14 protein-coding genes are annotated in these 12,492 nt (G+C 47.2%); 9 read left to right on the top strand and 5 right to left on the bottom strand.

The window, feature by feature from the left end; translation table 11 throughout:
• Positions 1-14: 14 nt before the first annotated feature.
• The 7 genes from ypeB to fni all read left to right on the top strand — a co-directional run bounded on the left by ypeB (position 15) and on the right by fni (position 6,010).
• Positions 15-1,358: a germination protein YpeB gene (gene ypeB / locus GGR02_RS03765; RefSeq protein WP_183183407.1), complete on the top strand. Its 1,344-nt coding sequence runs from the start codon at positions 15-17 to the stop codon at positions 1,356-1,358.
• A 69-nt stretch (positions 1,359-1,427) separates the two neighbouring features.
• Positions 1,428-2,099 (top strand): flagellar brake protein, encoded by a 672-nt coding sequence (locus tag GGR02_RS03760; protein ID WP_183183406.1) that lies wholly within the window; start codon positions 1,428-1,430, stop codon positions 2,097-2,099.
• Positions 2,100-2,151: 52 nt separating this feature from the next.
• The gene (locus tag GGR02_RS03755; RefSeq protein ID WP_183183405.1) at positions 2,152-2,337 is read left to right on the top strand and encodes a YpfB family protein; all 186 of its coding nucleotides are present in this window, start codon (positions 2,152-2,154) and stop codon (positions 2,335-2,337) included.
• A gap of 72 nt (positions 2,338-2,409) precedes the next feature.
• Complete coding sequence (cmk, locus tag GGR02_RS03750; RefSeq protein WP_183183404.1) at positions 2,410-3,081, top strand: (d)CMP kinase; 672 nt, start codon at positions 2,410-2,412, stop codon at positions 3,079-3,081.
• A 2-nt stretch (positions 3,082-3,083) separates the two neighbouring features.
• Positions 3,084-3,665 (top strand): lysophospholipid acyltransferase family protein, encoded by a 582-nt coding sequence (locus GGR02_RS03745; protein WP_183183403.1) that lies wholly within the window; start codon positions 3,084-3,086, stop codon positions 3,663-3,665.
• Between the two features lie 128 nt (positions 3,666-3,793).
• The gene (rpsA, locus tag GGR02_RS03740; RefSeq protein WP_183183402.1) at positions 3,794-4,948 is read left to right on the top strand and encodes a 30S ribosomal protein S1; all 1,155 of its coding nucleotides are present in this window, start codon (positions 3,794-3,796) and stop codon (positions 4,946-4,948) included.
• 12 nt (positions 4,949-4,960) lie between these two features.
• The gene (gene fni, locus GGR02_RS03735; RefSeq protein ID WP_183183401.1) at positions 4,961-6,010 is read left to right on the top strand and encodes a type 2 isopentenyl-diphosphate Delta-isomerase; all 1,050 of its coding nucleotides are present in this window, start codon (positions 4,961-4,963) and stop codon (positions 6,008-6,010) included.
• A 45-nt stretch (positions 6,011-6,055) separates the two neighbouring features.
• Here fni and GGR02_RS03730 read toward each other — a convergent pair whose 3' ends face one another.
• The 5 genes from GGR02_RS03730 to GGR02_RS03710 all read right to left on the bottom strand — a co-directional run bounded on the left by GGR02_RS03730 (position 6,056) and on the right by GGR02_RS03710 (position 10,404).
• Complete coding sequence (locus tag GGR02_RS03730; protein ID WP_183183400.1) at positions 6,056-6,289, bottom strand: hypothetical protein; 234 nt, start codon at positions 6,287-6,289, stop codon at positions 6,056-6,058.
• Complete coding sequence (locus GGR02_RS03725) at positions 6,286-7,470, bottom strand: Ger(x)C family spore germination protein (RefSeq protein ID WP_183183399.1); 1,185 nt, start codon at positions 7,468-7,470, stop codon at positions 6,286-6,288. Before GGR02_RS03725 ends, GGR02_RS03730 begins: the two co-directional genes overlap by 4 nt.
• Positions 7,467-8,555 carry a GerAB/ArcD/ProY family transporter gene (locus GGR02_RS03720; RefSeq protein ID WP_183183398.1) on the bottom strand — a complete coding sequence of 363 codons (1,089 nt, stop codon included), beginning with the start codon at positions 8,553-8,555 and terminating at the stop codon, positions 7,467-7,469. The genes GGR02_RS03725 and GGR02_RS03720 overlap by 4 nt, the downstream gene beginning before the upstream one ends.
• Positions 8,555-10,147 (bottom strand): spore germination protein, encoded by a 1,593-nt coding sequence (locus tag GGR02_RS03715; RefSeq protein ID WP_183183397.1) that lies wholly within the window; start codon positions 10,145-10,147, stop codon positions 8,555-8,557. Before GGR02_RS03715 ends, GGR02_RS03720 begins: the two co-directional genes overlap by 1 nt.
• A 125-nt stretch (positions 10,148-10,272) precedes the next feature.
• Positions 10,273-10,404, bottom strand: a complete 132-nt coding sequence (locus tag GGR02_RS03710) for a YpzI family protein (RefSeq protein ID WP_183183396.1) — start codon at positions 10,402-10,404, stop codon at positions 10,273-10,275.
• 112 nt (positions 10,405-10,516) lie between these two features.
• Between GGR02_RS03710 and GGR02_RS03705 the strand changes: the two genes are divergently transcribed.
• Both GGR02_RS03705 and der read left to right on the top strand, forming a co-directional pair.
• Entirely contained in the window at positions 10,517-11,098 is a 582-nt protein-coding gene (locus GGR02_RS03705) for a YphA family membrane protein (RefSeq protein ID WP_183183395.1), read from the top strand.
• 82 nt (positions 11,099-11,180) lie between these two features.
• Positions 11,181-12,491, top strand: coding sequence for a ribosome biogenesis GTPase Der (gene der, locus GGR02_RS03700; RefSeq protein ID WP_183183394.1), 1,311 nt, complete (start codon positions 11,181-11,183; stop codon positions 12,489-12,491).
• Position 12,492 lies beyond the last annotated feature (1 nt).

Below are 12,492 nucleotides of genomic sequence, written 5' to 3'. Positions count from 1 at the left end.
GGCAGGTGAACGATATGGTACGGGTGCTATTGATCGCATTTTTATCGCTTGGCGTTGTCAGCACGGCGTATTGGGGCTATCGCGAACACCAAGAAAAAAACGCGATTTTAGTGCATGCGGAAAACAACTATCAACGCGCATTTCACGATTTAACGTATAAAATCGATATGTTGCATGACCAAATCGGCACAACGCTGGCGATGAACTCGAGAACGTCTTTATCGCCGGCGCTTGCTGAAGTATGGCGCATTGCCGCCGAAGCACATTCCGACGTCGGGCAGCTGCCGTTGTCGTTATTGCCATTTAATAAAACGCAACAATTTTTAGCACAAATCGGGGCGTTTAGCTATCGCACCGCTGTCCGCGATTTAGACAAAGAACCGCTGACAAAAGAAGAATATAAAACGCTGCAGGCGCTTTACCAAAAAGCGGCCAATATTCAAAACGAACTGCGCAACGTCCAACATTTAGTGCTAAAAAACCATTTGCGTTGGATGGACGTCGAATTAGCGTTAGCGACGAACAACCGTCCGAGCGACAATACAATTATCGACGGCTTTAAAGCGGTCGAAAACGATGTTCAATCATTTTCCGAAGGAACGAATTTCGCGCCGACTTTTACGACGATAACAAACCGCGAAAAAGGATTTATTCGCGCGAAAGGAAAGCAAATTTCCGAAACCGAAGCAAAACAAATTGCAAAGTCGTTTTTAGGACTAAAAGGAACAGAAACAATCAAAATCGTTCGAAGCGGCAAAGGCGCGGACGAACGGTTTTACAGCGTAACAGTGTTTGACCCGAAAACGAAAGCGGAAACGTATATGGACATTACCGAAAAAGGTGGCTATCCGATTTGGGTCATGGATAACCGTCCGGTGAAAAAGCAAGCGATTAGCGTATATGACGCAAGCGTCAAAGGGCAGCAATTTTTAAAGAAACACCGCTTCACCAACTTTGAACTTTATGACAGTTCCCAATATGATAATGTAGCGGTATTGACATTCGTCGCAAATGAACAAGGGGTGCGCATTTATCCAGAGGCGATTAAAATGAAAGTCGCGCTAGATGATGGAACGATTGTCGGCTTTTCTGCCCGCGACTATTTAGCCTCCCCACCGCTTCCAACCCTTCCGAAGCCAACGATTTCTCTTGCGGAGGCGCGGAAAAAATTAAACCCGAACGTCCGCGTCATGGAAGAGCGGCAAGCAGTCATTACGAACGATTTGAATCAAGAAGTGCTTTGTTATGAGTTTTTAGGCACGTTAGGTGATGATACGTACCAAATTTTTATTAATACGCAAACAGGTCTGGAAGAAAAAGTGGATAAAATGCAAAGCGTCGAACGAAACTATGAATGAGGAAAAGCTTGTCAAAAGCTTTTCTTTTTTGTTAAATAAAAGAAGAGATATACAGGCGAGGGAGAAACGATGCTAAAAATAGGGGATACGATTATTTTAGAATCGCGAAATGAAAAAGAAATACACGAATATCGCAGCAAAGTGACAGAAATTTTTGCCGACCGCATTCATATCGATTATCCGGTAAACAAAAAAACAGGAAAAACGGTTTATTTGATTAATGGCATGCAATTTAAAGCAAGTTTTGTCGGAAAAGATGAGTGCCTTTATTTGTTCGATACCGAAGTGACAGGGAAAGTGCGCGAACCAGTTCCGACGGTCGTTCTTTCTTATCCAGGGGAAGGAAAGCTTGTGCGCATTCAACGGCGGCAATACGTTCGCGTCGAAGCGGCAGTCGATATTGCCATTCATCCGCTAAACGGTGAATTTTTGCCGTTTGCGACGATTACGACCGATATTAGTGCAGGCGGAGCGGCAATTGTATTGCCGGAGAAAGCGGCTTCCATTCTTCCAGGTACGGTCGTCGAGGCGTGGGTTGTGCTCCATATGAAATCAGGCGACTACCACTATATAAAAGTACCGTCTAAAATTATCCGCGTCTTTCCAGTCGAAGGAAGCTATGTGCATAAAGCGTCGCTGCAATTTTTGACGATGGAGCCAAAAGAGCGGGTGCTATTTATTCGCTACAGTTTTGAACGGCAGCTCGAACAGCGAAAAAAAGAAGAAGGGCTACGCGAATAAACGAACGCTAAAACGGGAACGCTACACGTAAAAACGAAAAGGCGGTTGTCAAATGAAGCGAATCGAGCGAATTTTGCTTAAAATCGTCATCGTTCAGTGGCTTTGTTTACTGCTTGCCCAATGGGTGCTTTTATACACCCCGCTTGCCCCATATGTCGCCAAAGTATACGAATACGAAGGGGTCACGACGAACGAAAAAACGAAAACGGTCGAAACAACCGTCGACCAGCTCCCGTGAATATGATAAAATGAAAACGCAGGAAGTTTCCTGCTTTTTTCTTTGCAAACTGACAAGCAATAAGGAGGAGCTATGAAACGAATTTCGATTGCCATTGACGGACCGGCAGCAGCAGGAAAAAGCACGGTCGCCAAAAAATTGGCAGAGAAACTTTCTTATCTTTATATCGACACCGGCGCGATGTACCGAGCGCTGACGTATCTCGCATTACAAAAAGGAATCGATGTCCACGACGAACAAGCGCTACTTACGTTATTGCGCGATACATATATTGAATTAAAACCATCCGACCAAGGGCAGCTTGTCTTCGTCAACGGCGAAGACGTCACAACCGTCATTCGCGGCGAAGCGGTGACAAATCACGTGTCGTTTGTAGCGAAACATCCGCTCGTGCGCAAAGAGATGGTTGCGCGTCAACAAGCGCTAGGAGCAAACGGCGGCGTCGTAATGGATGGACGCGATATCGGAACGCACGTTCTTCCTCATGCAGAAGTAAAAATCTTTTTAAAAGCATCGGTGGAAGAGCGGGCGCGGCGCCGCCATGCCGAAAACATGGCGCGCGGGTTTGCGTCTGATTTCGAAACGTTAAAAGAAGAAATCGCTCGCCGCGATAAAATCGACTCCGAACGACAAGTCGCACCGCTAACAAAAGCAGAAGACGCCGTAGAAATTGACACCACTTCCTTAACGATCGACGATGTCGTCAGTGAGATTATGAAAATCGTCAACGAAAGGATTGGATAACAATGGATTTTTATGCGTTTGCGAAAGGGGTTGTTTCCGGCGTTTTAAAACCGCTGTACCGCATCGAAGTCGTCGGGACGGAACATTTTCCGAAAGAAGGCGGCGTATTGCTTTGCGCCAATCATATTAGCAACCTCGACCCTCCCGTTGTCGGCATTACGGCGCCACGGCCGATTCATTTTATGGCAAAAGAAGAATTGTTTCGCGTGCCGGTCTTAAAAACGCTTTTACCGCCATTGCATGCATTTCCAGTAAAGCGGGGGATGAGCGACCGGCAAGCGTTGCGAACAGGGCTTGACGTATTAAAAGAAGGGCATGTGTTAGGCATTTTCCCAGAAGGGACGCGCAGCAAAGACGGAAAACTGCAAAAAGGACTAGCGGGCGTCGGCTTTTTTGCCTTAAGGACGGACGCAGCAGTCGTTCCGTGTGCGATTATCGGCCCGTACCGCCCGCTGAAAAAATTAAAAGTCGTTTACGGAAAACCGTTGGATATAAGCGCCCTTCGCGAACGAAAAGCATCGCCGGAAGAAGCGACGGAATATATTATGCGTCATATTCAAGCCCTTTTAGACGAATATCAATAAGCATTATGATACATGCTTTTTGAAAAAATATGGTATAATAAATAGAAAAGTAGGACAGAAGGAAAAATATATTTTTCCGGATGGTCGTGCTTTTCAGTTTGTGGGTAGTTGACGAAGGAGGGTTTTTAATGGTAGAGGACATGAATGTAGAAGTAAACGTATATAAGGTAGGTGATCTCGTTCGCGGCAAAGTGGCAAAAGTCGAAGAAAAGCAAGTGCTTGTCGACATTGAAGGAAGCAAACAAGCAGGGATTATCCCGATTAGCGAGCTATCTAGCCTTCATATTGAAAAGACGAGCGACGCCGTTTCCGTCGGGGATGAGATTGTAGCGAAAGTAAAAAAAGTCGAAGAAGGCGAAACAGAAGAAGAAGGATTGCTTATTTTATCGAAAAAGGCAGTAGACGCTGACAATGCATGGGAAGCGCTAGAGAAAAAATTTGCTAGCGGCGAAGCGTTTGACGTTGTGGTGAAAGACATCGTCAAAGGCGGGCTTGTTGCCGATGTCGGCGTGCGCGGCTTTATTCCAGCTTCGTTTGTCGAAACGCATTTTGTCGAAGACTTTTCTGATTATAAAGGGCGAACGTTAAAAGTAAAAGTTGTAGAGCTTGACCGCGAGAAAAACCGCGTTATTTTATCGCATCGTGCGGTAGTAGAACAAGAACAAGAAGAAAAACGAAAGCAAACGTTCCAAACGATTCAAGAAGGGCAAGTGCTCGAAGGAACGGTGCGCCGCATTGCTGATTTTGGCGTATTTGTCGATATCGGTGGCTTTGACGGACTCGTACATATTTCGCAGCTTGCGCATACGCGCGTCGCACATCCGGCGGAAGTGGTGAAAGAAGGCGATGTCGTCAAAGTAAAAGTGCTGTCGGTCAATGAAGCGAACGGCCGCATTTCGCTGTCGATAAAAGAAGCGTTGCCAGGGCCGTGGGAAGGAATTTCGGAAAAGATTGCCCCTGGGGATGTCGTGACAGGAAAAGTGAAGCGGCTTGCGCCGTTTGGGGCGTTCGTCGAAATTTTCCCTGGCGTCGAAGGGCTTGTGCACGTATCGCAAATTTCGCATAAACATATCGGCACCCCGCACGAAGTGTTAAAAGAAGGGGACGAAGTAAAAGCGAAAGTGCTTGATGTAAATGAAAAAGACCGCCGCATTTCATTAAGCATGCGCGAACTTGTCGAAGAGCCAGCGCAAGAAGACTATAGCCAATATACAAAACAAGCCGAATCGACCGGCTTTCAGCTCGGTGAAGTGATTGGTGAGCAGTTGAAGAAGTTAAAATAATGGTGATCGATAGTGAATAGAGCTAGACGAAAACTTGAGCATATTGAGCATGCGCTTTCTATCGAACAAGAAAGGGCAAATGGGCTTGATGACATCGCATTTGTGCACCAAAGCTTGCCGAACATCGGAACGAATGACGTTCAATTGCACACAGCTGTAGGCGAACTTTCATTAAGTTCGCCTCTTTTTATCAATGCGATGACCGGCGGCGGGGGACGGGAAACGATGGCAATTAACGAACAGCTCGCGGAAGTAGCGAAAGCGTGCGGGCTTGCGATGGCGGTCGGCTCGCAAATGGCGGCCATCAAAGAAGAAAGCGAGCGCCAAACGTTTACCATTGTTCGCCGCGTCAACGAAAACGGGATTATTTTTGCAAATATCGGCAGCGAAGCGACGGTCGATGAAGCGAAGCGAGCGGTGGAAATGATTGAGGCGAACGCCTTGCAACTTCATTTGAACGTCGTGCAAGAATTAGTGATGCCTGAAGGCGACCGCGATTTTACCGGCACTTTACAGCGCATCGAACGTATCGTTCGGGCGATGGACGTTCCCGTGATTGTGAAAGAAGTCGGCTTTGGCATAAGCAAAGAAACGGCGCGAAAGCTTGTGGAAATTGGTGTGCAATACATTGATGTCGGTGGCTTTGGCGGAACGAATTTTGCCCGCGTGGAAAATGAACGGCGCAACGACCGACTGATGTACTTTAATGAATGGGGCATTTCGACCGCTGCGTCGATTGTTGAAGTCACGCAAACGGCGCCTAATGTTTCCGTGCTTGCGAGCGGCGGCATTCGCACAGCAGTGGATGCGGTGAAAGCGCTGGCGCTTGGGGCGGTTGCGGTCGGCGTTGCCCGCCCGTTTTTAAAAATATTGATCGAGCAAGGGGTGGAGGCGCTTATCGACGAAATTACGGCATGGCATGCTGATTTCACGCGAATGATGACCGCCCTCGGGGCAAAAACGGTAAGCGACTTACAGCGCGCCCCGCTCGTTATTTCCGGAAAAACGCACCATTGGCTGACCGAGCGAGGGTTGCAAACGAAACTGTATAGCCAACGCTAGCTCGCTTTGCCGCAAGCAGTAAAAGGCGTCCGTAACGGGCGCCTTTTATTCTAGCTTAAATACTCGCGCAAGCGGCTCAAATATATAATGAACGAGCTGAGTCGGACCAGGAACGTCAGGAAAATAAATGAGCACGACGGCTAGTGCCATTCCGAGCGCTAATAAGACGAGAAATACCGTTTTCTCTTTTTTTTCTGCCCGACGAAAGCGCGGCAATTCCAAAAGAAATATAAGAACGACAACGACAATGCTTCCGAACAATACCCCAGCTGTGTTCATTTTTTCACCTCATCTTCTGGAATGCCTTGCGGCGTTGTGTTCATTCCAGGCCGTTGGACGACGACGTTTGCTTTTACCTTTACTTCGATTTCTGGGAAAATGTCATCCCATCTATTTTTTATCCGGTTCCATTGCTTTGGGTATTTTCGGTGAATGACGTCAGCGAACCCGAAAATGTCTGCGTGCATTTCTTTTTGCACTTTTTTTAGCGTTGCGTTCACGCGCTCGATCGTCGCTTGCGCCAACGCTTTTTCCAGCTGATGAATATGTTTTTCGTTATACAAACTTAAATTCGTCGCGTTCAATAACACATCGTCGCGTGAAGTAATGTCAATCGTCATTTTCCAGCGCCCGTTTTTATAGCTCGGGATCAATTTTGTATTGGCGCGAATAATCGTCGACGTTATTTTTCCTTCCGCTCCTTTTAGCGAAACGGTAATGTTTGCTTGTTCAATTTCGTTGCGAATCCAAAGCGCCCCACGCGTTAATTTATCGCCGATCGAACCAATCATGCGATCCCCTTTAAAAATAGCTGTTCGGTCAATATAGGCAATCGTTTCTAGCGGTGTTTTTTCTTTTTCGATTGGCAAAAGGGTGACCATCGGCAATGCCGCTGCACCAGTTTCGCCGCTTAACATTTGCAAAACGTCTTTTAACGTGATGTTCATTAAAATTTGCGAGTTCGATAATTCGCGCAACACTTCGGCAGAACTTTGTTCAATGGGCGGCAACAATTCAAGTACGCTTTTTGCTGTTTTGTCAGAAACTAATACGTTTGACCGCAGCCGCGTTTGCGGATTGCGGCTTAAAAAATCCATATGCGCTCGAATGCCGGCTTTTGCCGCTTTTTCCCCGAACACGATTACTTTCACATGCCCCCAAAACAATCGGCGCGGCAATTTTTCTTGCAAGTGGGCGATCGCATCCGCTAACGTTTTCCCTGTTCCCGAACGGACGATCGTTGCCCCGCCACTGCTGCCGCTATTATTTCCCCCCATCGACGCGCCAGCGCCTAATTTTTTCGGTACGACAAGCTGTGCTGTTAGCTCGATTTCTTTTCCTTTTTGATCGATGCCGATTCCGGTAACGAGCGCTAAGTCGTTCAGCTCTGTGCGGTCCCAACAGCCGCTTAACAGGAAACAACTAATAGAAACGACAAAACAGATGATTGCCCGCTTCATGCTTTTTTCCCCCTATGGCGCCATTTGGCACCAAGTAAAAGCAACAAAGGAATGACGGTCTGCACCGTATTTAAATAAAACGGAGTAGACGTGCCTAAAAAGTGTGACAACTCCATGACATTCGGTGCCGCCCAATTGCCGAACAGTAAAATGAGAAACCCAATCGGAAAGACGATCAATCGGTAGTCGGTTAGACGTAGCCATTGCGCGGTGCTTAAGACGAGCACGTAATAAAAGACCGCGATTTTTAAAAACGCTCCTGCGACCCAAATTGCCATTACGAACGCTTCGAGATGTTCTAAAAAATCGGCGATGCTAATGTAGCGCACGGCGCTCATGACCGGATAGACGAAGCGGGCGGTAATGTTTCCGAGCACAAAAAGGACGGTAAAATTCACCATAACGAGCGTCAGACAAATCGCAACGACGGAAAAGAGCGCATATTTTTTCCCGTCTTGTTGATTTGCTACATACGGAAGCAAAAAGGCGATTAAAAAACATTCGCTAAACCAGCTTTGCGGAATAATCGCTCCCTTTAAGGAAGGGAGGATGCCATGCTCGAAAATCGGAAACATATTTTTTATTTCCATATCGGGAATAAGCATAATGACAAACAGAGCAATGACAACAATGACGACCGGAACGGCGACTTCAGAAAGGCGCGCGACGACTTCGACGCCGCCGCGCACGGCAAAGGCGCAAACGAGAATCATGCTCCCCATAATAAACAGAAGCGGGGTGCGAATGAAAAAGTTGCCGATAATAAATTCGCCATATTCGCGCACGATAATGCCGCTTGCGTGCAAATAAAAAAATAAAAAAACGAACCCGATGATGTTTCCGAACCATTTGCCGGCAATTTGCGCGCTATATTCGATCGCCGTTTGTTTTGGGTAATATTCATGCAACCGAATCGCTATCCAAACGGTGATGGCACCGGTAAACGCTGCCCAAATCGGCGACAGCCACATATCTTGCTTCGCATGGTGGGCGGTAATGGCAGGAACTAATAAAATAGCGGTCGCGATAATCGCGGGATACATCATCATCGCCAGCTGAAGCGCGGAAATTTTCCCTTTTTCCATTACGACTGTCCTCCTTTGCTTAGTTGGTCGTCACCTTCGAGCGGGTCCGGCTTTTGGTTCGGGGCTTGGCGCGTTCTATTTTTCGTTCCGGTTAAGCGCGGCCGTTTATTTTGTTTCCATAATGGCACACGAACGAGCACGTCTTTCATTTCTTCCCACTGCATCGGTGCCATCGGCGACAAATATGGCACGCCGAACGACCGAAGCGTTGCCATATGAATTAAAATAAGTAGTAGCCCGAGCATCACTCCAAGCAATCCGAGCGAACCTGCCAATAAAATCATTGGAAAGCGAAGCATCCGCAAGGCAATGCCGGCAGCGTAGCGCGGAATCGTAAACGAGGCGATCCCTGTTAAGGCGACGACCATAATCATCGGTGCGGATACAATCCCTGCTTGCACCGCCGCTTGCCCGATGACGAGCGCCCCGACGATGCTGACCGCTGCCCCTGCTTGTTTCGGCAACCGCACCCCAGCTTCCCGTAATGCTTCAAACACTATTTCCATAATGAGCGCTTCTACGAGCGCTGGAAACGGAATTAACTCTCTAGATGCTGCCATCGTTAACAATAACGTCGTCGGCACCATTTCTTGATGAAAGGTGAGCACGGCGACGTACAAAGACGGCAATAATAACGATACTAACAGAAACAAATAGCGCAACCAGCGAATCATCGTACTTATCGCATGGCGCTGATAATAATCTTCGCTCGATTGCAACAACGAATAAAACGAGGCAGGGACAATGAGCGCAAACGGGGTACCGTCTTGTAAAATCGCTACCCGCCCTTCCAATAAATTTGCCGCGACGACATCGGGTCGTTCCGTATTAATGACTTGCGGAAACAGCGAATACGGATTGTCTTCAATCAGTTCTTCAATGTAGCTCGTTTCGAAAATGCCGTCGACATCAATGCGCGAAAGGCGTACTTCGACTTCTTCAAGCAATGTTTCGCTTGCAAGCCCATCGATGTACGTAACGACGACCGTTGTTTGCGTATACGTCCCGAACGTTTTTGCTTTCGTTTTTAATTTTGGGCTTTTTAGTTTGCGCCGCAATAGCGAAAGGTTTGTACTAATCGATTCTGTAAATCCTTCGCGCGGCCCGCGGATGACCCCTTCCCCTGTCGGCTCTTCGAGGGAACGTTTTTCCCATTTCGCGATGCTGAGGGCGACGGCTTCTGGTTGTTTATCAATCAATAAAACGCAGCTACCAGAGGAAAGTTGTTCAATGCATTCGGCGACCGTCTGTACCGTTGTGAGAGAAGAGACAGGCAACGACTCTTTTAAAAACGAAGCAAGCGTCGTTGCTTCCGCGGCTTGTTTGGTCATCAGCGAAGGGAGCACCGCTATATTCAATTGCTCGACGTTGACTAAGCCGTCGATGTAAAGAATCGTAGCGTTTACTTCTCCACCAATGCGAAACGAACGAAAGACGACGTCGCAGCAATTTTCATAGATAGTTTGTAACGTTTGGATATTTTGCGTGATATCAGCCGACAACACGACCGCTTCTGGTTGTTTGTGTTCCCGTTCCATAGCCGGTACGTTTTCTTTGTTGGTTTGTTTTCTTCGCTGTTTAAAAAATTGCATGCGCTCCTCCCACTTTCTTACTAGGAACATGTTACCATTAGTGTTGCCGAGAAGGAGGAAAAATAGTCGCAAAAAAGAAAAAAAGGCGATCGTAAAGACCGCCTAATGAGGAGCGAGAGCGAATATTATCGCTGTTGCCGTCTTGCCTCCTCTGGAGTATCGAGCCGAGTCGTCCCGTTTTTTTCAATCGCTGGGTCACGGTCGGATTCGACGCGACGCGATTCTTTTAGTTTGGATTCTTGCCGATCTTTTGCCATTTGTCTCCCTCCTTTCATCGATGTCGCTGTTAGTCTGTCACGCTTTTTCTTTTTTATACGAGATTATTTTTTCAAAAAAGATGCAATAATGAAGTTGCTAGGAGGGAATAAAATGGAGGGACTTTATTTTTATTGGTGGGCATGGGTCGTTTGGATATATGCAACGTTTTTACAAAAAAAGACGAACGAGCGCACGCGCTTAGCCGCTACTACGCTTTTGTTCATTTGCGGTTCAATCTATAAGATAAACATTGCTTCTTTTTCGATCACCTATTCGTTTCTCTTTCTTTTTCTTTTTTCGTTGATAGCTGTCCGCCGCCAAATGAGCGGCTCGTTATTGTTCAGCGCGTTAACGGTTGCTTTTTTTTCTGTTTCTATTCGGCTATTAGCAATCGCCGATCCGATTATTATCTGGGCGGATGAGCGCTGGTTGCTTGCGATTGGCACGACGATGCTTGTGTTATTTATCGAACGAAAGCCAACGGCGCGCATGTTAGCGGCGGCTATCGGCAGCTGCCAAGGGGATATCGTCTATGCGGTGGCGGTACGCGATGTGTTTCCTTCCCCTATTGGCTCGCTTTTCTTTTTTGATGTACTTGCGCTAACGGGTGCGTTATTATTCGCTTGGTCAGTAGTAGAACATATCCCACAATATATGGACGAAAAACAGCTGAAACGAAATAAGCCGCTATAGCGCTATTGTTGCGCGCCGCGCTTTTTGATAAAATAAAACAGCTTAGGGTGAAAGGTTGTTGTTGAAAAGAAAGGGTGATAGTATGGCCAAGCCAGTAGTAGCTATCGTTGGCCGTCCGAACGTCGGCAAGTCTACGATTTTTAATCGGATTGCAGGCGAGCGTATTTCGATTGTCGAAGATGTGCCGGGCGTGACGCGCGACCGGATTTATAGCAGCGGAGAATGGTTAAACCACACGTTTTATTTGATTGACACCGGTGGAATTGACATTGGCGACGAGCCGCTGTTAGTGCAAATTCGCCAGCAGGCGGAAATCGCCATTGACGAAGCGGATGTCATTATTTTTATGACAAACGGGCGCGACGGGGTGACGGCAGCCGATGAAGAAGTCGCAAAAATTTTACACCGCTCGAATAAGCCGGTCGTGCTTGCGGTCAATAAAATTGATAATCCAGACATGCGCGACCTTATTTACGATTTTTATGTGCTCGGATTTGGTGAACCGTATCCGATTTCCGGTTCGCATGGCACAGGACTTGGCGATTTGTTGGACGCAGTCGTTTCCCATTTTCCAACACGAAGCGAAACGGAATATGAAGACGACACGATTAAATTTTGCTTAATCGGTCGGCCAAATGTCGGGAAATCGTCGCTTGTGAACGCGATTTTAGGGGAAGAGCGCGTCATCGTCAGCGACATCGCCGGAACGACAAGAGATGCGGTCGATACGACGTTTACAAGAGAAGGACAAGAATATGTCATTATCGATACGGCAGGCATGCGTAAGCGCGGCAAAATTTACGAAACGACGGAAAAATATAGCGTTTTGCGTGCCTTAAAAGCGATTGAGCGGTCTGATGTCGTGTTAGTCGTGTTGAACGCCGAAGAAGGCATTATTGAGCAAGATAAAAAAATTGCCGGCTATGCGCATGAAGCAGGGCGTGGGGTCATTATTGTCGTGAACAAATGGGACGCGGTCGAAAAAGATGATAAAACGCTCATTGAATTTGAACGGAAAATTCGCGACCATTTTCAATTTCTTGATTATGCGCCAATCGTCTTCGTATCGGCGAAAACGAAGCAGCGGCTGCATAAATTGCTTCCGCTAGTGAAAATGGTGAGCGAAAACCATGCGATGCGCGTACAGACGAACGTATTAAACGAAGTGATTATGGATGCGGTTGCGATGAACCCGACGCCGACGCATAACGGTCAGCGCTTAAAAATTTATTACGTCACACAAGTAGCGGTGAAGCCGCCGACGTTCGTTGTGTTTGTCAACGACCCAGAACTCATGCACTTTTCGTACGAACGCTTTTTAGAAAACCGCATTCGCGATGCATTCGGATTTACGGGCACGCCAATTAAACTCATTGCGAGACCGAGAAAATAGC

This window comes from Anoxybacteroides voinovskiense, from assembly GCF_014196205.1.
Taxonomy (GTDB): domain Bacteria; phylum Bacillota; class Bacilli; order Bacillales; family Anoxybacillaceae; genus Anoxybacteroides; species Anoxybacteroides voinovskiense.
Note: the sequence above shows the minus strand (reverse complement) of the source record. Positions and strands in the feature narration are given on the sequence as shown.

Coding starts and splice junctions, on each gene's coding strand:
- ypeB (WP_183183407.1), top strand. CDS start 15: ATGGTACGGGTGCTATTGATCGCATTTTTATCGCTTGGCGTTGTCAGC.
- GGR02_RS03760 (WP_183183406.1), top strand. CDS start 1,428: ATGCTAAAAATAGGGGATACGATTATTTTAGAATCGCGAAATGAAAAA.
- GGR02_RS03755 (WP_183183405.1), top strand. CDS start 2,152: ATGAAGCGAATCGAGCGAATTTTGCTTAAAATCGTCATCGTTCAGTGG.
- cmk (WP_183183404.1), top strand. CDS start 2,410: ATGAAACGAATTTCGATTGCCATTGACGGACCGGCAGCAGCAGGAAAA.
- GGR02_RS03745 (WP_183183403.1), top strand. CDS start 3,084: ATGGATTTTTATGCGTTTGCGAAAGGGGTTGTTTCCGGCGTTTTAAAA.
- rpsA (WP_183183402.1), top strand. CDS start 3,794: ATGGTAGAGGACATGAATGTAGAAGTAAACGTATATAAGGTAGGTGAT.
- GGR02_RS03730 (WP_183183400.1), bottom strand. CDS start 6,289: ATGAACACAGCTGGGGTATTGTTCGGAAGCATTGTCGTTGTCGTTCTT.
- GGR02_RS03725 (WP_183183399.1), bottom strand. CDS start 7,470: ATGAAGCGGGCAATCATCTGTTTTGTCGTTTCTATTAGTTGTTTCCTG.
- GGR02_RS03720 (WP_183183398.1), bottom strand. CDS start 8,555: ATGGAAAAAGGGAAAATTTCCGCGCTTCAGCTGGCGATGATGATGTAT.
- GGR02_RS03715 (WP_183183397.1), bottom strand. CDS start 10,147: ATGCAATTTTTTAAACAGCGAAGAAAACAAACCAACAAAGAAAACGTA.
- GGR02_RS03710 (WP_183183396.1), bottom strand. CDS start 10,404: ATGGCAAAAGATCGGCAAGAATCCAAACTAAAAGAATCGCGTCGCGTC.
- GGR02_RS03705 (WP_183183395.1), top strand. CDS start 10,517: ATGGAGGGACTTTATTTTTATTGGTGGGCATGGGTCGTTTGGATATAT.
- der (WP_183183394.1), top strand. CDS start 11,181: ATGGCCAAGCCAGTAGTAGCTATCGTTGGCCGTCCGAACGTCGGCAAG.